Below are 22571 nucleotides of genomic sequence, written 5' to 3'. Positions count from 1 at the left end.
TATGGCGCAGAGCAATCCCCTCTCTGTAGCTCAGATGACGGCCGTTCTGGATAACGCGCCGGTGGCGGTTTATGTCAGCGCGTTAGAATCCTGGGAATTGCTGTATGCGAACCGATTGGCCAGAAAAACACTTTGCAGGGGCGCAGGCATTCCCGGCACCACATGTTACCAGGCGGCGGGATATGAGAAGCCCTGTCCATTTTGTCGCATGAGCAGTATGTCGGACGCCGAGTTGCTGGTTCGGGAGTTTTATCATCCCGTTCATCGACGCGTCTACCAGCTCAGTGGGAAAATTATCGATTGGGATGGCAGGCCGGCGCATATCGAATACGGTTTGGACGTGACGGAAAAGAAGCGGGAGCAGGAGCGAAGCGAAACCCTCCGGGAAGAACTGCAGGCGACCTTCAGCAGCATTCCGTGTGGATTAAGCGTCTACCGGTTCAATGGCGAACAGATTACGCCGGTGTTTCATAATCCGGCATTTTATGAGATCATGGGATATTCCGATGAACACATTCGTTCCATCGAACGGGAAACCACTTTTTTGGGTGTTCATCCGGATGAGGTTGAACGCCTGCGGATCGGTATCGTGGAAGCAGTCCGCAGCGGCGCGCTGGTGGATCAGACCTATCGGATATGGAACGATCGGCGTGCCGCATTTTGCTGGATCCATCTAGAGGGGTCCGTTAAGGCGCAGGACGACGGCAGCAAGCTGCTATATGGTGTGTACAGCGACGTCAGTGAACGGATGCGTCTGGAACGCGAACTAATCGACGCCAATGAAAAGATGCAGGATATCGTTAACGCCATCCCCGGGGGCGTGGCGATTTACAAGGTTTCGGATATTTTTGAGACCACCTATTTTTCGGATGGCGTGGCTCAGCTGACGGGCTACACATCGGAGGAATACCAGCAGCTGATTCAGCAAGACGCGGCGGAGATGATATATGTTGAGGACGCCGCCATAGTGCTCTCGAAGGCCGCGGAGGTAATACAGAGTCACGGTATCGCGAAATTTGAGTTTCGCAAGCAGCATCGGGATGGACATATCGTGTGGGTGCGGGTGCAGATGAAATGGGTCGGGGAGGATGAGGGCTGCCCGTTGCTGCACTGCGTGTTTCACAATATCACCGACAGCAAGGAAGCTCAGCTGGAGATGGATCATCTGGTGAATTCTATTCCCGGTGGGATCGCCAGCTATCGGATCGAGGGGAAGCGTTTCCTTCCCACGTACTATTCGGACGGCGTGGTAGCGCTTTCCGGCTATACCCGGCAGGAGTATGAAGAGGTAGTGCGCGGCGATGCGTTCGAACTGATTTATGAGCCAGATAGGAAGCGGGTGTTCGCGGTCATTCAGGCGGTGCTGACGAACGGCGATGTGCTGGATGTTTCCTATCGGATGCGGCATAAAGACGGGCATTTGATTTGGATTCATCTCAATGGCAGACGGATGGGGCCATTGTCCGACTCCATGCGGTTTTACGCAGTGTTTACCGGTATGTCTTCCGAAACCCGGCTCTTCCAAAGCATCGCCAACGAGACGGCGGACGGCATCTATGTCATCGATAAGCAGAATTACGATTTGCTTTATGTGAACGAATCCAAGGACCTTTTTCTGCACGGTGGCGACAGAGTTGGGCAGAAATGCTACGCCGCGCTGCACGGCAAAACCGCTCCCTGCTCGTTTTGCACCCTGAATAGTCAGCTGCCGGATGGAACGGAGCACAAAATGCCGGTCGCCAAAACGGATCGGTTCTATGTCACGCGCTTCCGGGAGACCGAATGGAACGGTATTCCAGCATATGTCAAATATGTTCGGGATACGACGGAAGAGGTCAACACCCGAAAAGAGAAGGAGCGGCTGGAGCAGTATTTCCAAACGATTGTGAAAAATCTGCCCGGCGGAGTCGCCGTGGTTCGCTATGAAAAAGACGGGAGCCTGATTCCGGAGTTCCTGTCGGACGGTTTCGCGCAGATGACCGGGGTGACGCTGGAGGAAGCGTGGCGTATCTATAAAAAGGACGCCATGGCGGGCGTGCATCCGGACGACTGTGCCGCAGTGAATGAGCAAATGGCGGCTTACATCGCCAGCGGCGAAAATCATTGCGAGATTGTGTATCGCCTGCGCAAGGGCGACGATGGGTATATCTGGGTCAAAAACACCTTGACCATGATACAGAATGAGGGCGGCGATGGCCGGGTATATGCGGCCTATCATGACATGACCAAGGAGCGGGAGGAGCAAGAACGGATCCGCCAGCAGTATAACGATCTGATTTTGCAGCATTATCGCAAGCCGGGCCCTAACGCTTTGATCGTCGGGCACTGCAATGTGACGCAGAACCGGATTTACGAAATTATCGATTACACCCATTCTGCCCTTCTGGATACCTTCGGGCTCGCACGGCAGGAGTTTTTTCAAGGGATTGCTGGCTTGATTGTGGACGAGGCGGAACGGCAGACCTTTTTGAACATGTATCTCAATGAGCCGGCTTTGGCGGCGTTCGCGAGGAAGGACACGGAACAGATCCTCACGTGCTTTATAAAACTGCCGCAGGAGGAAAAAGGACGGTATGTGCAGTTCAAGGTCATCCTTGTAGAGACTCCCGACACCGGGGATATCACGGGTATTCTCACCGTCACGGATGTGACAGAGCAGACCATTTCCGATCGGATCCTGCACCAATTGTCTGTTACCAACTACGATTTTGTCATCGATTTGAATCTGGAGCAGGATACCTATACGATTTTAACCTGCAATAAAAAAGCGAACTGTGTGCCCGCTTCTCAGGGCAAGCATTCCGAGCACATGGCCGGCATGCTGCAGTCTTCCTTGGTGCCGAAGGATAGGGAACGGTATGCCCGCGCTTTGGAGCCGTGTGAAATCAAGCGCAGACTGAAGGAAAAAGGGTCCTATACGTTTTCTTTTTCCATGGTGGATGAGCAGGGGGATATCCGCACCAAGAATATGACGGTTTCCGAAGTGGATCTGCGGATTGGACGGGTTTGTCTGGTGCGCATCGATATTACGGATTCCGTACGCGAGCAGCAGGGACTGCTGAATATGATCGCCTATACGTTTGAACTGGCGGGATTTATTCATGTCGGCAGCGATCGCTTTACCCTGTATACCAGGCGTACGGTGCTGGAAAATCTATCGCCGTATTTGATGGAACATTATGGCGAGGAGGTTAAAAGCTTTTCTATGCGCTACGGCGTGGAGGCGGACAGGGAAGAGGTGCAAAAACAGTTTCGCTTGGAAACGATGCTTCAGAGGCTGGCGGAGCAGCCGGCAGGGTACGACTTCGTTTTTCCTTATCGGTCGGATAAAGGGATGCGGTATAAACAAATCAATGTGCTGTGGGGAGACGAAAACCACCGGACGGTCTGCTTGGTGCAGGCGGATGTCACCGATATGCTGACGGCTGAGAGAAACGCAAAACGCTCGTTGGAGCATGCGCTTATGGAGGCCAAGAAAGCGAACCGCGCGAAGAGCGATTTTCTGTCCGCCATGAGCCACGATATTCGCACCCCGATGAACGCTATTATCGGCATGACGATGCTGGCCGTCGCGCATTTGGACGACAAGGAGCGAATCGCGGACTGCCTGCAGAAAATCTCTGTTTCCTCCAAACATCTGCTCAGTCTTATCAATGACGTCCTGGACATGAGCAAAATTGAACAGTCCAAAATCCTTTTGAACCAGATTCCTATAGCGATTCCCGAACTGCTGAATCAGCTATCGGTCATGATGACGCCTCAGGCCAAAGAGGCCGGCTTGAATTTTTCGGTGCAGGTCGAACAGCTGCGGCACCCATATGTTTTGGGCGATCCGCTGCGCATCAATCAAATTTTCATCAATATTCTCAGCAACGCCATCAAGTTTACGCCGGAAGGCGGCCGTGTGGATTTCCTCATTGAGGAACTGGAGCCGAAAAAAGTGACCGCCGCCCGCTTTCGGTTCACCGTCAGCGATACGGGGATCGGTATGTCGGAGGGGTTTATCGCGCACCTGTTCGATCCGTTTGCCCGCAATTCCAGCGTCACGCGGGTCGAGGGGACCGGCCTTGGCCTCAGCATCACCAAGGGGCTTGTAGACTTAATGGAAGGCGATATTTCTGTGGAAAGCCAGGTAAACCGGGGCACCATTTTCCGCGTGGAACTGGAATGCGAAATATCACAGGCAAAGGAGAGGATCCATCCGGAAGCGATGGCGGAATCGTTTGGAGCGGCACGCAAGCAGGGCTTGGCCGGCCGTCGGTTTCTTGTGGTGGAGGATAACGCCATCAACGCGGAAATCCTTACGGAATTGTTAAGCATGCTGGGAGCCGAATCCATCGTCAGACCCGATGGCAGACAAGCGGTCCGGACATTTCAGGCGGCTCCGTCCCAGACCTTTGATGCGATTCTGATGGATATCCAAATGCCGGTAATGAACGGCTATGAGGCGACCAAGGTCATTCGAAAAATGGACCGAGACGACGCGGCAGACATTCCCATTATTGCCATGACAGCCAACGCGTTTGCTGAGGATGTTCAGGCCTCCCTGGACGTCGGCATGACCGCCCATGTGGCAAAGCCTATAGATGTGGACGTGCTGCAGAACACTCTGTATACCGTACTGGACAGAAAGGGAGAGTGAACCATGAAATGGCAATGGGCGGCGGCTCTCTGTATGGTCGTCGGACTGTTCAGCGGATGCACGGCGCGGCCTGTGACGTCCAGCGGCGAAGTGTCCGTCCATATCTCGTCCGCGGCTTATCACAAAATCACTCCCGAAGAGGCGAAAGACCGGATGGATGCCGGCGGCGTAACCATCGTGGATGTGCGGCGGGCGGAGGAATACGAAGAGAATCATATTCCAGGCGCCATTCTCGTAACAAATGAAACGCTGAAGGAACAAGCGGCAAAGCGTCTGCCGGTAAAAGACGCCGTGCTCCTTGTCTATTGCCGCACCGGGGTGCGAAGCCGCCAGGCCTCCGAAACGCTGGTTTCGCTCGGCTATCAGCAGGTATATGATTTCGGAGGCATTGTGGGCTGGCCTTTTGAAACGGAGAGCGGAGAATTTCAAACGCCGTGATGGTTTTGCCCCTTTCGATCGAGGTTTGCATTCCGGGAAGTTTTCCGGTATAATAGAGAACTCGAAGCCAATCAAGCAGTAGGATGGGAGACAATCGGATGAATTCAGAGCTCGAAAACATATTTATGCAGGTACAAAAGCCTGGCAGATATACCGGCGGAGAACTGAACAGTGTGGTAAAAGATAAAAACGCCGTGGCTATCCGGTTCGCCTTTGCCTTTCCGGATTTGTATGAGGTGGGCATGTCCCATCTTGGTATGAAGCTGCTGTACGGTTTGCTGAATGCGCAGGAGGATATCTGGTGCGAGCGGGTGTTCGCGCCGGATACGGATATGGAGCAGCAGATGAGGGAAAACGGCGTGGCGCTTTTTGGCCTGGAGAGCCGGGAGCCTATCGCTGATTTTGACTTTATCGGTTTTACGCTGCAGTATGAATTGAGTTTTACCACGATCCTGCATATGCTCGATTTAGCGGGGCTGCCCCTGCGGGCGGCGGATAGGGGAGACGATTGCCCGCTGGTTATCGGCGGCGGCCCCTGCGCCTGCAATCCGGAGCCGCTGGTGGATTTTTTTGACCTGTTCACTTTAGGAGAGGGCGAAGAGGTCAACCTGGAGCTGATGGCCCTCTACCGCCGGCATAAGGCTGCGGGCTTTCATAAGGCGGCATTTTTACGCGATGCCGCGCAAATCGAGGGGGTATACGTCCCTTCGTTGTACGAGGTGAGCTACCGGGCGGACGGTACCATCGAGGCTGTGCGGCCGCTGGACGGAGCGCCCTCCCGGGTGCGCAAGCGGATCATCGCCGATATGGACGCCATGTACTTCCCGGAATATTTTGTCGTGCCTTTTCTGGATATTGTGCACGATCGGGCCATGAGCGAGATTTTTCGCGGCTGCATCCGCGGCTGCCGTTTCTGCCAGGCTGGCTTTATTTATCGGCCGGTCCGTGAAAAATCTCCCGAGGTCATCGACGCCCAAAGCCGGGCGCTGTGCGCCTCCACCGGCTATGAGGAATTTTCCCTGTCCTCCCTGTCCACCAGCGACTATTCCCGCCTGGAGGAGCTGCTTCCCCGCCTGCTGGACTGGGCGGAGAAGGAGCATACCAATATCTCGCTGCCCTCCCTGCGGGTGGACGGCTTTTCCGAGGAGCTGGCCAATCAGCTGAATGTTCTGCGCCGCAGCGGCCTGACGTTCGCGCCGGAGGCGGGAACTCAGCGCCTGCGGGACGCCATCAATAAAAATGTGACCGAGGAGGAAATCCTGGAGACGTCCCGCAAGGCTTTTGCCGGAGGCTGGACGGCGGTTAAGCTGTACTTTATGATGGGGCTGCCCACGGAAACTCTGGAGGACATCGAGGGAATTGCCCGGCTCGGGCAGCAGATAGTCAATCTGTACTACGCCAACCCGGACAAGCCGAAGGGGAAAGGCGTGACCGTCTCCATCAGCGCCAGTTGTTTTGTGCCCAAGCCGTTTACGCCTTTCCAGTGGGAACCGCAGGATACGATGGAAGAGCTGCGCGCCAAGCAGAAGCATCTGGTCGCCTCGGTGACCACCAAGAAGATTTCGCTGAGCTGGCATGAAGCGGAAACCAGCTTTCTGGAAGCGGTATTCGCCCGGGGGGATCGCCGCTTATGTGCAGTCATTGAAGAAGCTTACCGCCGGGGCTGTCATCTGGACTCTTGGTCGGAGCATTTTGATTTCGCCACCTGGATGCAGGTGTTCGCCGATTTGGGGGTAGAGCCGGCCTTTTATGCCAATCGCCGCCGCTCCTATGAGGAGATTCTTCCCTGGGATCATCTGGATTACGGCGTTACCAAGGCTTTCCTGAAGAAGGAGAGCGAGAAGGCCCGCCAGAGCGTCACGACGCCCAACTGCCGGCAAGCCTGTTCCGGCTGCGGCGCCGCCTGCTGGAAGGGAGGCGTCTGTGTTGAAAACCGTTAGAATCCGCTTTTCCAAAACCGGACGGGCAAAATATATTTCTCATCTGGATTTGAATCGCGCCATGATTCGGGCGCTGCGTCGGGCGGAAATTCCGCTGTGGTATACCGAAGGCTTTAATCGCCACCCTTACGTGACCTTTGCCGCGCCGCTGTCCCTGGGATATGAGGGGCTGCGGGAATGCATGGATTTCCGGCTGGAGGAGGACATGCCCATGGAAGAGCTGGTCTCCCGGCTGAACGCCGTGATGCCGGAAGGGCTGACCGTCCTGGAGGCTAACGAGGCGCGTATGAAGCCGGGGGAGCTGGCGGCCGCTCGTTATCGTTTGACGTTTTCCTGTTTGCCGGAGGAGGTTCGCCGGCTTCTGGAGCAGGATGAGATCCTCGTAGAGAAGCGCACCAAAAAGAAAACCATGAAGACCGTGGATATCAAGCCGGCTCTGGCCGATGTAAGCTTGAGGGAAGCGGAGGACGGCTGCGTCATGGAAACGGTCTTGCCCTGCAGCAGCGATAACACAATAAACCCCGCGCTGCTAGCAACCGCTCTGCGGCAGTTGACCGGCCGGGAGGCTATCCGCTTTCAGGTAACGCGCCTGGAGCTGTATGGAAAAAGCGGGGATGTGTTTTTCTAAAAGATTTTATTGGGAAAAAGCGAAAATGTAGGATTGTCAAACATGTTGGACAAGGAATTCGATAGGAGAAAGCCAGGCGAGAGGTCTCATCGGTAAATCGTTGGAGCGGCGATTATGAGCAGCAAGTTGTTTTTCAAAATCAGCCAGGGAGAAGAAAGAGTGGAGAGAATAAAAGCGTTTCTGGTCTTCTCTGTGGCTGCGCTCTACCTTGCCATTATGTCTGGGAGTATAAGGGCGGATTAGTTTATGCTGGATGCCCAACTCAGCGGCAGTATTCTCAAAAAGGGTTTGGATATCCCGTTTGCTGTTGGAAAAGCGGTTGGTAAACTCAAAGCCGTTGTCGGTCTGGATGCATTCCACCTGAATACCCCGGCGGGAATACCACTTGACCAGCCTTTTGAGGAAGTCAGCGGAGGAATAGGTGGACTGCTCTGGGTAGGCGGCGAGGAATCGCAGGCGAGTGAACTCGTCAATGGCAGTATACTGGTACAGACGCAGTTCCGGATCGGTAATACAATGGCGGGGAACTACTTTCACATCCACCTGGATCCGCTGTCCGGGATAGGTCATCTGCTCATAGGGTTTGGGCTTGTATGGTTTCTTCTTCTTAGAAGCAGGGAACATCCCCAGCTTTCGCATGACCCGGAACAAACTCTCCGGACGGCGTGTATAACCCCGCTGGTGCAACCTATGCCACAGTTCCACCATACCTAGGGTAGGATTCCGGCGGCGCATATCCCGGATCAGTTTGAGTTCTGCTTCAGTATGCTGATTTGGATGGCTGTAGGGGCGTCTGGACTGACAGTCCAAAGAGCCAACGGTCCCATCCCAGCGTGCTTTCCAGAAGTAGATGTACGACCGGCTTTTGTTATACTTCCGGCTGGCACGGCTGACGCCGTATTTTTCCGCGTACTTCATCAGGGATTGCCGATATGCCATGTCCTGTGTTATACTTTTGCTCATGAAGGATATGGCTCCTTTCTCGGTAAGTTTTGTGTCGCAACTCAACTATAACCGATGTGGCCCTATCCTTCATCCTTTTTTATTCAACTGTCCAAGATGTATTGTACCTCTACAAGATTTTATTGGGAAAAAGCGAAAACCCCTTGCATTCTTTCTGAAACCGTGGTAAAATATTGCAGTTATCGGCGCATTGCGCTAATACCTGTTCCGTAAGAGGCTCTTCTCCTGACGGGCTTCTTACCGGGGATTAATGCCAAGCGAAAGCCGGACATTAGAGCGGACAGTCCTCTGCCTTCCGGGTAAGAATGTCTGAATATCAAGGAGGAAATGAAAAATGGACGCACTCAAAACCATTGCCAACGGCAGCCTTAAGGAGAATGCTCCCCAGTTCGGTATCGGCGATACCGTCCGGGTGGATGTGAAAATCCGCGAGGGCGATCGCGAAAGAATCCAGGCCTTCGAGGGCACCGTCATTGCCAAGCGCGGCAGCGGCGTGGCCGAAACCTTTACCGTGCGCCGCGTCTCTTATGGCGTGGGTGTGGAGAGAGTCTTCCCGCTGCACTCCCCCAATGTGGCGGACGTGAAGGTGGTTCGTTACGGCAAAGTACGCCGCAGCAAGCTGTACTACCTGCGCGATCGCGTCGGCAAATCCGCGAAGGTCAAAGAGCGCCTGAAATAATCCACGAAAATGTTATGCAAAAAAGGGACGTATCGTCCCTTTTTTGCTTTATTTAGGCGGAAAGCTGTGCTATAATAATGCAATAGTTGCATGTTTGTCCGGGAGAGGGGACGTTCCAATGTTCTCGCTGCATATATCCAAAGCCAAGCCCAATACCCGCGTATATGTGTCGGCGCTGTATGACTGGGTGGAGGCGGCGGTGTTTTCCCTGATTTGTGTCGTCGTGGTGTTCACGTTTTTCTTCCGCATCGTCGGTGTGGACGGCAAGTCCATGATGGATACCCTGATGCATAAAGACCGCCTGATTCTGGCGAGCGCTTTTTACACACCGAAGCACGGCGATATCGTGGTGATCAACCGCTATGCGGAGGAGCCGCTTATCAAACGCGTCATTGCCATGGGCGGCGACGAGCTGCAAATCGATCCGGACACGCATATCGTCCTGTTAAACGGGGAAGAGCTGGACGAGCCGTATGTGCACTATGACACCGTGCTCGAGGATTTCCGCGGCCCGATAACGATACCGGAGGGATATGTGTTCGTCATGGGCGATCACCGCAACGCGTCGAAGGACAGTCGCATGGACGAGGTGGGCCTTATCAATGTGAAGGATATCGCCGGCAAGGCGATTTTCCGTATCTGGCCGCTGAATAAAGTCGGCGGCCTGGAATAAAGAACCATAGAAGCAGATTGTGAGGTTTGAAACATGGACGAATCCAATAACGTGCTGGTGGAAGACACGGAAAACGAACGGACCGTCGCCGTATACGAATGGGTGGAAGCGGCTATCTTCGCCCTGGTCTGCGTGGTGCTGGTCTTTACCTTTTTGTTCCGTATTGTTGGGGTGGACGGGGAATCCATGCAAACGACGCTGATGGATCACGATCGCCTGATTTTGACCCGCCTGAACTACACGCCGGAACGGGGCGACATCGTGGTTATCAACCGGTATACGCAGGAGCCGCTGGTCAAACGGGTCATCGCCAAAGGAAACGACACCCTGGACATCGATGCCCAAACCGGGGAGGTCCTTCTCAACGGCAAGGTGTTGGATGAACCTTATCTTGACGATTTCCAGAGAACGGATCCCATGGAGTTTCAGGGGCCGATTACCATTCCCGAGGGCTACGTTTTTGTTATGGGAGACAACCGGCTGAATTCCCATGACAGCCGGAAAAGGGATATTAGCTGCGTCAGTGAGAAAGACTTAATGGGGAAAGCGGTATTCCGCCTATGGCCGTTCAGCCATATCGGCGGTTTATACAATTACGGAGGATAAGCGGCGCGAGATGGAACAAGGACAGACGATACAATGGTTCCCCGGTCACATGACGAAAACCCGGCGCAAAATCCAGGAATGTCTGCCGCTGATCGACGCGGTGGTGGAAGTGCTGGACGCGAGAATACCGAACAGCAGCCGCAACCCGGAGCTGGATGCGCTGACAGCGGGGAAGCCGCGCCTGGTGGTGCTCAACAAAGCGGATATGGCCGATGATACCGCCAACCGCCTGTGGCTGACGCATTTTCGCCGGCAGGGAGCGGCAGCCATGGCGGCGGACTGCAAAAGCGGTAAGGGGTTGAAGGAATTCACACCGCTGCTGCGCGGGCTTCTGGCGGAGCGGATTGCCGCTTGGGAGGCCAAAGGGATGGGAGGACGTCCTATCCGCGCTATGGTTATGGGGATCCCCAATGTCGGCAAGTCCAGCTTGATCAACCGCCTGGCAAAGGGCGGCAAGGCCAAGGTGGAGGATCGTCCCGGCGTTACCCGGGGTAACCAGTGGTTCGTGCTGGAGTCCGGCGTGCAGCTGCTGGACACCCCCGGCGTACTCTGGCCCAAATTCGACGATCAGCAGGTGGCGCGTCACCTGGCGTATACGGGGGCCATTCGCGATCAAATCCTGGATGTGGAAGAGCTGGCCTGCGGCCTGCTGACCATTTTGGGTCGGGACTACCGTCCGCTTCTGGCGGAGCGGTATAAACTTGCGGCGGATATGCCGGAGGACGGCTGGGAACTGTTGAACGCTATCGGCCGCAAACGGGGCATGCTGGTTTCCGGCGGCGAGGTTCACACCGAACGGGCGGCGATTACGGTTCTAGATGAATTCCGTGGCGGCAAGCTGGGCCGGATCACGCTGGAACGGTCCGAATGACCGCGAGAAAAGAGGGTACCATGACCAACTACGAATTTGACGAAGCCGTCCGTTCCGAAGGCTATGCCGTTGTTTGCGGCGTGGACGAAGCCGGACGTGGGCCGCTGGCCGGCCCGGTGTTCGCGGCGGCGGTAATTCTCCGGCCGGACGCCGTTATCGACGGGATTAACGATTCCAAGAAGTTGACCGAAAAGAAGCGGGAAGCGCTCTTTGATGTCATTCTTAAGGAGGCGTCCGCTTATTCGATAGCCAGCGCCTCGGTGGAGGAAATCGAATCCCTCAACATTCTGCAAGCCACTTTTTTGGCGATGAAGCGGGCGGTTCAGGGCCTGTCTGTGTCACCGGAGCTGGCGTTGATCGACGGCAACATGGTGCCGCCGGGGTTGGAGATACCCGGACGTTCTGTTGTCAAGGGGGACGCCTTGTCGGCCTCGATAGCCGCCGCCTCCATTTTGGCGAAGGTGAGCCGAGATCGGTATATGCTGGAATTGGATAAGACGTATCCGGCTTACCAGTTTGCGAAGCACAAGGGATATGGAACGGCTCTACATATGCAGCTCATCCTGGAGAACGGGCCTTCGCCGGTTCACCGGCGCAGCTTCCTTAAGAAACTGCTGGCTGAAAACGGAGGATAACGAATATGGCGGCGGTATCCAAAGGGGCGGCTGGTGAAGTACTGGCCGCCCGCTTTTTGCGGGAGCGGGGATACGATATCTTGACGGCAAATTACCGTACACGGTTGGGGGAAATAGACATAATCGCCGCCGATAAGCAATATATTGCCTTCGTGGAGGTGAAAACCCGAAACGATGCGGCTATCTATGCCCCCAGAGAAGCGGTTACCAAGGAAAAGCAGCGGCGGATTCTGCGTACCGCGGCCCGTTTTCTCCAGCAGCATCCCACCCCCTTGCAGCCCCGTTTTGATGTGGTGGAAGTCCTGACGGCGGCAGATGACCCGATGAAGGTGCTGGAGATCGATCATATTCAGGGGGCCTATGAAGCCGGCGACCTCCAACATGCGTTTTGAAGGAGGGATTTTCTTGCGCCTGTTTGACATGCATTGCGATACCTTGTACGAATGCTTCCAAAAGCGGGATGGCCTGAAGGAAAACAGGCACCATGTGGATTTACGACGGGGCCTGCGGTTTGACGCGTGGGCTCAAGTGTTTGCCGTATGGCTTCCGGATACGCTAGGGGGAGAAGCAGCCTTGGATACCTGCTGCGCCCTGTTGGACTACGGCCACCGGCAGATTGAGGCCAACGCCGACGCGATGCGCTTGATTCAAAAGGGCGGGGATTTGGAAGAGACGCCCGCCGCGCCGGTTTGCCAGGCGATATTCTCCGTGGAGGGAGGCGCCATGCTGGCCGGCCGGCTGGAGTCTATTGAAAAGCTGCGGGATCGCGACGTTAAAATTATTACCTTGACATGGAACGGCTCCAATGAGCTGGGACACGGCTGTGCTTCCGGCTGCGAGGAGGGGCTGACGGCCTTCGGAAAGGAAGCGGTGCGCCGCATGGAATCTGCCGGCATCCTGCCCGACGTGTCCCATTTGAACGAACGAGGCTTCTGGGACGTGGCGCAGACGGCAAAAGGCCCCTTTATCGCCAGCCATTCCGTTTCAGCGTCGATATATCCCCATGCCCGCAATCTGAAAGACGAGCAGTTTGCCGCTATCCGGCAGGCGGGCGGCCTAGTGGGATTGAACGTCTGCGCCTCCCAGCTCGGCGCGCAGACCTTTGAGCAGCTCGAACGGCATTTTTATCACTATCTCTCCTTGGGGGGGGAACGGGTGGTGGCATTCGGCTGCGATTTTGATGGGACGGATGTGCCGGAGGATTGGCAGGGGGTGGCCGTTATGGAACGGCTATATGCCTATTTTTTGCAAAAAGGCTATGCGGAAGACTGTCTAGAACGCTTATTTTACCGAAATGCCTTCGAATTCTTCCGGAACGCTTTGACAAGCGGCGGGAAAATAGATTAATATAAAGGAAAAGAAACTGTCTTGACCGGAAAGGAATGGTCCGTAAAATGATGTATAACAGCACCCGGAACAGCCAGGTGGAGGTGCCGTCCGCCCAAGCGATTGCGCAGGGGATCTCCTCCGAGGGAGGGCTGTTTGTTCCCCGGGAGCTCCCGTCCCTCTCCCAGAGCGATTTGGCGGGCCTGGTAAAAAAGCCCTACGTGGAGCGCGCCGCGTTTATCCTTTCGAAATTCCTGACGGATTTCACTAAGGAGGAACTGGAGGAGTGCTGCACAGCGGCTTATACCGGCGGAAAATTCCGGTCGCCCGCCGTGGCTCCGCTTCACAAACTGGAGGACGGTGTGCACGTGCTGGAACTGTGGCACGGCCCCACCTGCGCCTTCAAGGATATGGCCCTGCAGATTCTGCCGCATCTCATGAGGGTTTCTGTCGGCAAGACGGCTCAGGGGCAGGAAATCGTCATTTTGGTCGCCACCTCCGGCGATACGGGTAAGGCGGCTCTGGAAGGCTTCCGGGATGCCGCGCATACGAAAATTCTGGTTTTTTACCCGGTGGACGGTGTCAGCCCCATGCAGAAGCTGCAAATGACGACCCAGGAAGGAAACAACGTGGGCGTCTGCGCCATCCGCGGCAATTTCGATGACGCGCAGAACGGGGTGAAGGCCATCTTCACCGATAAAGCTGTGGGGGACGAGTTGGCCCGGCACGGCATGATGTTCTCCAGCGCCAATTCCATCAACTGGGGCCGCCTGGTGCCGCAAATCGTGTATTATGTATCGGCCTACTGCGATTTGCTGGCCAGTGGAGAGGTTGCTATGGGACAGGCGATCAACGTCGTGGTGCCCACCGGCAATTTCGGCAACATCCTGGCCGCGTATTACGCGAAGAAGATGGGACTGCCTATCGCTAAGCTGATATGCGCCTCCAACCGCAACCGGGTACTCACGGATTTCATCCGTACCGGCACGTACGATCGCAATCGGGAATTCCATGCCACTACGTCCCCGTCCATGGATATCTTGATTTCCTCCAACCTGGAGCGTCTCCTTTACGATTTGGCCGGCCGTGACGACGCAGAAATCCGGCGGCTGATGGGTTCTCTGAAAGAAACCGGCCGGTATACCGTACCGGAGGCCATCGGCGCCCGCATCCAGGATTTGTTCGCCGCCGGCTGGTGCGACGACGAGGGGACAGCGGCCGCCATTGCCGAAACCTATCAAAAGCACGGTTATCTCTGCGATACCCATACGGCGGTGGCTGTCCATGTTTACAACGAATACCGGCGGGAAACGGGGGATACGACCCCCACGGTTATCGCTTCCACCGCCAATCCGTATAAATTCTCCGCCAGCGTCCTGGACGCCCTGCACGGCGGCGCCGCCGCTATGGACGAGTTCGACAAGGTCGAGGCGCTCGAACGGCTGACCGGCTGCGAGGTGCCGCCTCCGCTGGCGGGCCTGCGCGGGAAAACGCCGCGATTCACCGAGGTTTGCTCCCGCGAGGAAATGCCGGCGGTTGTTTACCGCCTGCTGGGTATCCAGTAAAAACGCCGCCGGCAAAACCGGCGGCGTCCCTGCGGGGGTCAATCGTGCCCGGGCTTAAAGGTCGAGCAGGCCGTATCGGCGTTGCTGACGGCATAGGCCGGACCGACGATGATTTTGCCGGCGCTGCAGCTGCCGTCCTTCTCGTGATATTGGCAGTTTTTCACATCGCAGCGTACCACCGGCGACGAGGCTGCTTGGCTGTCGTAGCTGTTCATTGGCTATCCCTCCTTCATCGTCCTTCTGCGGTATAGTATGTCCGTCCGCCGATAAAACATGAGCGCGTCAGAAAATTTCTGGAAAGGGGTCCGTTATGTCGCTGTTCGCCATTGCCGATTTGCATCTTTCCCTGGGGACGAACAAGCCGATGGATGCTTTTCCGGGCTGGAATGGGTATGTCCGCCGTTTGGAGGACAATTGGCGGCGGCTGGTGGCCGACGGGGATACCGTGGTGGTGGCCGGCGACGTATCCTGGGGAATGTCTCTTGAGCAGGCGGGAGCGGATTTGGCGTTTCTTCACAGCCTGCCGGGGCGCAAGATCCTTATGAAGGGCAATCACGATTATTGGTGGACCACCCGGCGCAAAATGGACGCGTATCTGGAGGAACACGGCCTGACGAGCGTATCCATCCTGCATAACGACGCGTATACCGTAGACGACAGCTTGGCGGTCTGCGGCACCCGGGGCTGGTTTTACGACGCCGAGGCCGATGCGGATAAAAAGATTTTGGCCAGGGAGGTGGGGCGGTTTAACGCGTCCATCGACGCGGCAGTGGCGACCGGTCTAGAGCCGGTGGCGTTTCTGCACTATCCACCGGTGTACGCCGGGGCGGTCTGCGAGGAAATCCTGGAAACTCTGCAGCGCCGGCAAATCCGGCGGTGCTATTACGGACATATTCACGGGGCCGGAATCCGCAAGGCTTTCCGCGGGAAATGGGGGGACGTGGCGTTGGAGCTTGTTTCAAGCGACGCGTTATCCTTCGTGCCTCTCAAAATTTCACAGGGCTAGAAAAAATCGAGAAATTTACGGTTAATTCATAAAATCCTGTAGCGCAACGCGCGAGGATATGCTATAATCAAACTCAATGTGTAAAGGTAAATGTAGGAGGAAGTAAACAATGGCTTTGAAAACGGCAACGAAAACCGATACCAACCGGGTGGAACTGGTCGTCGAGGTGGATGCGGACAGCTTCGAGGCGGCGGTCAGCAAGGCCTATAAAAAGAATATTGGCAAAATGAATATTCCCGGTTTCCGCAAGGGGAAGGCGCCCCGTTCCTTCGTGGAGAAGATTTATGGCAGCGGCGTGTTCTATGAGGACGCTGTCAACGCTCTGTATCCCGAAGCGCTGGACGCTGCCATTAAGGAATCCGGCTATGAATATGTGGAAGATAAAATCGATCTGGACGTGGAGTCTGTCGGGAAAGAGGGCCTCGTTTTCAAGGCCGTCATCACCGTCAAGCCCGAGGTGGAAGTGGGCGAGTATAAAGGCCTGAAGGCCACCAAAAAGCTGGCGCCGGTCACCGACGAGGATCTCGATGCCGAACTGAAAAAGGTACAAGAGCGCAATTCCCGCCTCGTTTCTGTGGAGAATCATCCCGCTGAAAACGGCGATACCGTGACTTTCGACTTCGAAGGTTTTGTGGACGGGGAGCCTTTCGAGGGCGGCAAGGCGGAGAATTACACCCTGGTTCTCGGCTCCAACCAGTTCATCCCCGGCTTCGAGGAGCAGCTGGTCGGCAAATCCATCGACGAAGAAATCGATGTCAACGTGACCTTCCCCGAGGACTATCACGCGGCGGAACTGGCTGGCAAACCGGCGGTTTTCAAGTGCAAGATTCACGAGGTGCAGGTCAAGGAACTCCCCGAGCTGAACGACGATTTGGCGAAGGATACCAGCGAGTTTGACACGCTGGAAGAATTGAAGGCCGATATTAAGGGCAAACTGGAGCATGAGCGTACCCACGCTGCGGAAGACGCCGTGGAGAATCAGCTGCTGGATCAGCTCCTGGAGGGCTTTAAGGCAGAAGTCCCGGACGCGATGTACAACCATCGTGTCGACGAGAGCGTCCGCGATTTTGATTACCGGCTGCAGTCGCAGGGCCTGAACCTGCAGACCTATATGCAGTATACCGGCATGGATATGGACGCTTTCCGCGCCGGCTTCCGTGAGCAGGCGGAGAAACAGGTCAAAATTCGCCTGGCGCTCGAGAAGATTGCCAGCCTGGAAAATATTGCGCCTTCCGACGAGGAGCTGGAAGCGGAATACGCCAAATATGCCGAACAGTATAAGATGGACGTGGAAAAAATCAAATCCCTGATTCCTTCCGCGGAATTGTCCAAGGATCTGGCTGTCGGCAAGGCGATGGAAATGATTAAGGAAACGGCGGTTATCACCGAAGAATAATCGGCTGAAAATACAATTTCTTGGATTAAAATCCGGGTTCCCTGTCCATACTGGTCCTGTGACTGTGCAGACGGTCCAGCCGTTTGGACGGGGAATTTGTCCCCTCCTGCTGTATGGGCCGGAGAATGTAAATCTTCAAGCAATATGGAGGTGCCAGATAATGAGTTTAGTTCCTTATGTTGTTGAACAAACCAGCCGCGGTGAACGCAGCTATGACATTTTTTCCCGTTTGCTCAACGAGCGTATCATCATGCTGTCGGATGAGGTCAACGACGCGACCGCCTCGCTGGTGGTGGCTCAGCTGTTGTATTTGGAAGGGCAGGACCCCGATAAGGATATCCATCTGTATATCAACAGCCCGGGCGGCTCCATTTCCGCCGGCATGGCGATTTACGATACCATGCAGTTTATCAAATGCGACGTGTCCACCATCTGCATCGGCATGGCGGCCAGCATGGGATCGTTCCTGCTCGCGGCCGGTGCCAAGGGCAAGCGGATGACCCTGCCCAACAGCGAAATCATGATTCACCAGCCCATGGGCGGCACCAAAGGCCAGGCCAGCGACATCAAAATCCAGGCGGATCATATTCTCTTTATCCGCAACCGTATGAACCGACTGCTGGCGGAGATGACCGGCCAGCCTCTGGAGACCATTGAACGGGACACCGACCGCGACAACTGGCTGACGGCGGAAGACGCTGTGAAGTATGGTCTGGTGGACAAAATTATCGATAAGCACTGAATCGGAACGAATGCTATAAAGAGGGGAGGCATATCCGATGCCGAAAAACAACGATGAAAACCGTATTGTGAGCTGTTCATTCTGCGGCAAGACCCAGGACGCAGTGCACCGCTTGATAGCTGGGCCGGGCGTGTTTATTTGCAACGAATGCATAGAGCTCTGTCAGTCCATCTTGGAGGACGGCGGGAATTTTTCAAAGCGGCGCGCCAACAGCGACGATATACCGCCCCGCCTGCCTACCCCCAAGGAAATAAAGGCCGGGCTGGACGAATACGTGATTGGGCAGGATGCGGCGAAGGTTGCCTTGTCCGTTGCGGTGTATAATCATTACAAGCGCATTTTCTTCGGCGCATCCTCCGAGACTGAACTGGGCAAGAGCAATGTGCTCCTTCTCGGCCCCACCGGGGTTGGAAAGACAGCCTTAGCGCAGACGCTTGCTCGTACGCTGGATGTTCCTTTTGCCATTACCGACGCTACCACGCTGACCGAAGCGGGATACGTGGGCGAGGATGTGGAGAATATTCTGCTTCGCCTGATTCAGGCAGCGGATTACGATGTGGAAAAAGCGGAACGCGGCATTATATATGTGGATGAAATCGATAAAATTGCCCGTCGCAGCGAAAATCCTTCCATTACCCGGGATGTCAGCGGCGAAGGTGTACAGCAGGCGCTGCTGAAGATTTTGGAAGGCACGGTTTCCAACGTGCCGCCTTCCGGCGGCCGCAAGCATCCGCAGCAAGAATTCATTCAGATTGATACCAGCAACATTCTCTTTATTCTCGGCGGCGCCTTTGACGGCATCGAGAAGATTATCGAGAAACGAGTGGGATCGGGTTCTCTAGGCTTCGGCAACGAGGTGAAATCTAAAAAGGATCTTGACCGGAGCAAGCTTTTCAAGGAGCTGGTTCCCCAGGATCTTATCCGCTATGGGCTGATTCCGGAATTGGTTGGCCGTATGCCGGTGATCACTACCTTGGAAGCGTTGGATATCGAGGCTCTTGTCCGTATCCTAAGCGAACCGAAAAACGCGTTGATTAAGCAGTATACCCAGCTGTTTTCTCTGGATGGCGTGAAGCTGGAGTTCACATCGGAGGCCCTCAAAGCGGTGGCGGAGAAAACGCTGAAACGCAACACCGGCGCCCGCGGCCTTCGCTCGGTCATGGAGGAGCTTCTGACACAGCTGATGTATGAAGTGCCTTCGGATCCGACGATTGAAAAGATCGTGATAACCGGTGACTGCGTCACGCAGAACGCCAAACCGGAGATTGTTGTCAATCCGGAGAAAAAAACGAACCGGCTGAAGGTTCCGACGAAAAACCGCACGACACGCCGCAAGGTGACAGCTTAACCGGTGAAACCGCCGGCGGCAAGGGGATAAGCTTGACAGCCGGCACTCTGGTGCCGGCTGCCTTTTTATCCGGAAGACGGATACCAGTATCGCGTCTGTAAAGAATGGATGGTTAACATGGGAATAAAAAAACGGGTGGCACGTTCCTCGTCGCTCCCGCTGCTCGCATTGCGGGGGCTGGTAGTGTTTCCGGGGATGCTGCTGCATTTCGACGTCGGCCGTCAGAAATCGATTCAGGCGCTCAACGCTTCGATGGGCGCGGATCAGATTATCTATCTGGTTACCCAGCGGGATGTGGCACAGGACGATCCCTCTGTGGAGGGGCTGTATACGGTCGGCGTTGTGGCTAAGGTTCGGCAGGTCCTGAAGCTGCCGGGGGACAACCTCCGTATTCTGGTCGAAGGACTGTACCGCGCTGGCGTAGAGGAAGTGCTTCAGACGGAGCCTTTTTTGATGGTGGCTGTGCGTGAGCGGCTGGAACGCCGCATAGCCGGTTCGCTGCGCGCTCAAGCTGTGATGCGGGAATGCCGTACATATTTTGAGGAATATGCACAGCTGGCCCCGAAGATGGCGCCGGACGTGTCTTTGGGGGTGGCGGCGGCTCAGGACGCGGGTTACCTTGCCGATTACATCGCCGCCAATATCGCGCTGCCTCCGGAGGAAAAACAGGATATCTTGAGCACCGCGCCGGTGGAAAAGCGGATGGAACTGCTGCTGTCGCTCCTGGCACGGGAATGCTCGATCCTGGAGTTGGAGCAGGATATTCACGAACGCGTCCATGAACAGCTGGATCAGAATCAAAAGGAATATTATCTGCGGGAGCAGCTGAAAGTGATTTCCGAGGAATTGGGTGACGGAGATAATCCGGCGGAGGAATCCGAAGAATACCGGGAAAAAATCTTGGCGCTACAGCTCCCGGAGGAAACCAGCAACAAGCTGCTCAAGGAATGCGCCAAGCTGGCGAAAATGCCCTATGGGTCTCACGAAGCCACGGTGTCCCGCAACTATCTGGACACCTGTCTGTCCCTGCCGTGGAATACGCTGACCAAGGATAATCTGGACTTGACTGCCGCCCGCCGTGTATTGGATCGCGATCATTACGGCCTGGATAAGGTCAAAGAGCGTATTGTTGAGGCGCTGGCCGTCCGGCAGCTTTCCAGCGAGATGAAAGGCCAAGTGCTGTGTCTGGTCGGCCCTCCCGGCGTGGGGAAAACCTCTATAGCCAAATCCATTGCTTCCGCCATGAATCGGAAGTATGTCCGGGTGTCTCTTGGCGGTGTGCGGGATGAGGCGGAGATTCGCGGGCATCGCAAAACGTATATCGGCGCCATGCCCGGCCGGATCATCTCCGCCATCAAACAGGCGGGCAGCCGGAATCCGTTGATCCTTCTGGATGAAATCGATAAAATGGGCAGCGATTTTCACGGCGATCCCGCTTCCGCGATGCTGGAAGTGTTGGATGGGGAACAGAACAGCGCTTTCTGTGACCATTATATCGAAGTCCCCTTTGATTTGTCCGATGTGCTGTTCATCACGACTGCCAATACGGTGGACACCATCCCGGCGCCTCTTTACGATCGGATGGACGTCATCGCTTTGGGCAGCTATACGGCAGAGGAAAAATTCCATATAGCCAAAGAACATCTGCTGCGTAAGCAGGCAAAACGGCACGGCCTGACCATGCGGCAAATCCGGCTGTCCGACGACAGCTTGAAAGCCATGATCATCGGATATACCAAAGAAGCCGGGGTGCGCGGCCTGGAGCGCTGTATTGCGAAAATTTGCCGAAAGGTGGCCAAAATTATCGTATCCGGGGAAGCGAAGAGTGTGACGGTGTCCCGCCTGGAGGATTTCCTGGGGCCGGTGAAATATAAGGAAGATATGGCCGAGCGGCGGGATGAAATCGGCGTTGTCAACGGCTTGGCCTGGACTTCGGTGGGCGGAGAGACCATGCCTGTGGAAGTGGCTGTGCTGGATGGCAGCGGCAAAATCGAACTGACCGGCTCGCTGGGGGATATCATGAAAGAGTCCGCCCGCACCGCCATCAGTTATGTCCGTTCGCGCACCGCGGAATGGCACATCGATCGGGAATTTTATAAAAACAAGGATATCCACATTCATGTGCCGGAAGGCGCGGTGCCAAAAGACGGCCCTTCGGCGGGCGTTACCATGGCCACGGCCATTGTATCGGCTCTGACGGGTATCCCCGTGCGGCAGGATGTGGCGATGACTGGTGAAATCTCCCTGCGCGGGCGGGTGTTGCCCATTGGCGGCTTGAAGGAAAAGACCATGGCCGCCTATATTCACCACATGAAAACCGTGATTATTCCGGCGGAAAACGAGCCGGACTTGGATGAGGTGGACGGTGTGGTGAAGGACCATGTGGAGTTTGTGACCGCCTCCCACCTGGACACAGTTCTGAAAACGGCGCTGATTGCCCAGCCGAAGGCGGAAAGCTCCACGCAGTAAACCTGGAAAGGGGATAGCAACCATGAAAATTGAATCGGCCGCGTTTGAGGCGTCCGCCGCTCTCAGCCATCAGCTGGTGGCGCCTACTCTGCCGGAGGTGGCCTTCTCCGGCCGATCCAACGTGGGAAAATCCTCCTTGATCAATGCGCTTCTAAACCGCAAAAACTTGGCGCGCACCAGCGCCACACCCGGCAAGACCGCCACCGTAAACTTTTATCGTCTGGATACGATGCGGATGGTCGATTTGCCTGGCTATGGGTATGCAAAGGTTTCCGCTTCGGAGAAAAAACGGTGGAACACCCTGATTGAAGGCTATTTTGATGCCGACAGGGATTTGCGCCTGGTGCTGCAGCTGGTGGACATGCGCCATCCGCCGACCGGCGATGATCGCATGATGATCGAGTATCTGACGCAACGGGAAATCCCCTTTCTCGTGGTGCTGACCAAGGCCGATAAGCTCAACAAAACCGAAAGGAAATCTCGCCTGAAGGCTTTCGAAGAAGAGTTGGCGGAGTATGAAGGGCTGCAATGGGTGCCCTTCTCCGCCGTAACGCGGGAAGGCGTGGACGATCTGCGGGATATCCTGATTTCTGTTACGGAAGAAGAAGATGCCTAACATTAAAGGGCCGTATCTCCGCACGGAA

20 protein-coding genes are annotated in these 22571 nt (G+C 55.6%); 18 read left to right on the top strand and 2 right to left on the bottom strand.

The genetic code is table 11. The features are described from left to right. Position 1 precedes the first annotated feature (1 nt). The 4 genes from ACSAMM_RS05625 (at position 2) to ACSAMM_RS05610 (ending at position 7648) form a co-directional block, all read left to right on the top strand. Entirely contained in the window at positions 2–4642 is a 4641-nt protein-coding gene (locus ACSAMM_RS05625) for a PAS domain-containing hybrid sensor histidine kinase/response regulator (RefSeq protein ID WP_457790353.1), read from the top strand. Positions 4643–4645: 3 nt separating this feature from the next. After that, entirely contained in the window at positions 4646–5080 is a 435-nt protein-coding gene (locus tag ACSAMM_RS05620) for a rhodanese-like domain-containing protein (protein ID WP_457790352.1), read from the top strand. A 98-nt stretch (positions 5081–5178) separates the two neighbouring features. Next, on the top strand, positions 5179–7020 hold the full coding sequence (locus ACSAMM_RS05615; RefSeq protein WP_457790350.1) for a TIGR03960 family B12-binding radical SAM protein: 1842 nt from the start codon (positions 5179–5181) through the stop codon (positions 7018–7020). Next, positions 7007–7648: a TIGR03936 family radical SAM-associated protein gene (locus tag ACSAMM_RS05610; protein WP_457790348.1), complete on the top strand. Its 642-nt coding sequence runs from the start codon at positions 7007–7009 to the stop codon at positions 7646–7648. Before ACSAMM_RS05615 ends, ACSAMM_RS05610 begins: the two co-directional genes overlap by 14 nt. Before the next feature lie 36 nt (positions 7649–7684). Here ACSAMM_RS05610 and ACSAMM_RS05605 read toward each other — a convergent pair whose 3' ends face one another. Then, entirely contained in the window at positions 7685–8611 is a 927-nt protein-coding gene (locus ACSAMM_RS05605) for a DDE-type integrase/transposase/recombinase (RefSeq protein ID WP_457790346.1), read from the bottom strand. A gap of 334 nt (positions 8612–8945) precedes the next feature. Between ACSAMM_RS05605 and rplS the strand changes: the two genes are divergently transcribed. The 8 genes from rplS to thrC all read left to right on the top strand — a co-directional run bounded on the left by rplS (position 8946) and on the right by thrC (position 14966). After that, positions 8946–9290, top strand: coding sequence for a 50S ribosomal protein L19 (rplS, locus tag ACSAMM_RS05600; protein ID WP_178725520.1), 345 nt, complete (start codon positions 8946–8948; stop codon positions 9288–9290). A 118-nt stretch (positions 9291–9408) separates the two neighbouring features. Beyond that, positions 9409–9963: a signal peptidase I gene (gene lepB / locus ACSAMM_RS05595; protein WP_457790344.1), complete on the top strand. Its 555-nt coding sequence runs from the start codon at positions 9409–9411 to the stop codon at positions 9961–9963. A gap of 33 nt (positions 9964–9996) precedes the next feature. After that, positions 9997–10569: a signal peptidase I gene (gene lepB / locus ACSAMM_RS05590; protein WP_178725524.1), complete on the top strand. Its 573-nt coding sequence runs from the start codon at positions 9997–9999 to the stop codon at positions 10567–10569. Positions 10570–10579: 10 nt separating this feature from the next. Continuing rightward, positions 10580–11440: a ribosome biogenesis GTPase YlqF gene (gene ylqF / locus ACSAMM_RS05585; protein WP_457790342.1), complete on the top strand. Its 861-nt coding sequence runs from the start codon at positions 10580–10582 to the stop codon at positions 11438–11440. Continuing rightward, on the top strand, positions 11437–12075 hold the full coding sequence (locus ACSAMM_RS05580; RefSeq protein ID WP_457790340.1) for a ribonuclease HII: 639 nt from the start codon (positions 11437–11439) through the stop codon (positions 12073–12075). Before ylqF ends, ACSAMM_RS05580 begins: the two co-directional genes overlap by 4 nt. A gap of 5 nt (positions 12076–12080) precedes the next feature. After that, a complete protein-coding gene (locus ACSAMM_RS05575; protein ID WP_178725530.1) occupies positions 12081–12467 on the top strand; it encodes a YraN family protein in 387 nt (128 codons plus the stop codon). 13 nt (positions 12468–12480) lie between these two features. Beyond that, positions 12481–13422, top strand: coding sequence for a dipeptidase (locus ACSAMM_RS05570; protein ID WP_457790338.1), 942 nt, complete (start codon positions 12481–12483; stop codon positions 13420–13422). Positions 13423–13469: 47 nt separating this feature from the next. Continuing rightward, positions 13470–14966, top strand: a complete 1497-nt coding sequence (gene thrC / locus ACSAMM_RS05565; RefSeq protein WP_178725533.1) for a threonine synthase — start codon at positions 13470–13472, stop codon at positions 14964–14966. 38 nt (positions 14967–15004) lie between these two features. Here thrC and ACSAMM_RS05560 read toward each other — a convergent pair whose 3' ends face one another. Next, positions 15005–15181, bottom strand: coding sequence for a DUF1540 domain-containing protein (locus ACSAMM_RS05560; RefSeq protein WP_178725535.1), 177 nt, complete (start codon positions 15179–15181; stop codon positions 15005–15007). A 95-nt stretch (positions 15182–15276) separates the two neighbouring features. Between ACSAMM_RS05560 and ACSAMM_RS05555 the strand changes: the two genes are divergently transcribed. The 6 genes from ACSAMM_RS05555 to yihA all read left to right on the top strand — a co-directional run bounded on the left by ACSAMM_RS05555 (position 15277) and on the right by yihA (position 22543). Continuing rightward, positions 15277–15972, top strand: coding sequence for a metallophosphoesterase (locus tag ACSAMM_RS05555; RefSeq protein ID WP_457790336.1), 696 nt, complete (start codon positions 15277–15279; stop codon positions 15970–15972). Between the two features lie 109 nt (positions 15973–16081). Next, complete coding sequence (gene tig, locus ACSAMM_RS05550; protein WP_178726264.1) at positions 16082–17368, top strand: trigger factor; 1287 nt, start codon at positions 16082–16084, stop codon at positions 17366–17368. Positions 17369–17528: 160 nt separating this feature from the next. Beyond that, a complete protein-coding gene (gene clpP / locus ACSAMM_RS05545; RefSeq protein WP_178726266.1) occupies positions 17529–18110 on the top strand; it encodes an ATP-dependent Clp endopeptidase proteolytic subunit ClpP in 582 nt (193 codons plus the stop codon). Positions 18111–18147: 37 nt separating this feature from the next. Beyond that, entirely contained in the window at positions 18148–19458 is a 1311-nt protein-coding gene (gene clpX / locus ACSAMM_RS05540; protein WP_178726268.1) for an ATP-dependent Clp protease ATP-binding subunit ClpX, read from the top strand. 117 nt (positions 19459–19575) lie between these two features. Further along, positions 19576–21927 (top strand): endopeptidase La, encoded by a 2352-nt coding sequence (lon, locus tag ACSAMM_RS05535; RefSeq protein WP_457790333.1) that lies wholly within the window; start codon positions 19576–19578, stop codon positions 21925–21927. Between the two features lie 22 nt (positions 21928–21949). Continuing rightward, a complete protein-coding gene (yihA, locus tag ACSAMM_RS05530) occupies positions 21950–22543 on the top strand; it encodes a ribosome biogenesis GTP-binding protein YihA/YsxC (protein ID WP_457790331.1) in 594 nt (197 codons plus the stop codon). Positions 22544–22571: the final 28 nt, after the last annotated feature.

It is taken from the genome of Anaeromassilibacillus sp. SJQ-5 (genome assembly GCF_054108045.1).
The sequence above is the reverse complement of the archived record's forward strand: the minus strand, read 5'-3'. Positions and strand labels throughout refer to the sequence as shown.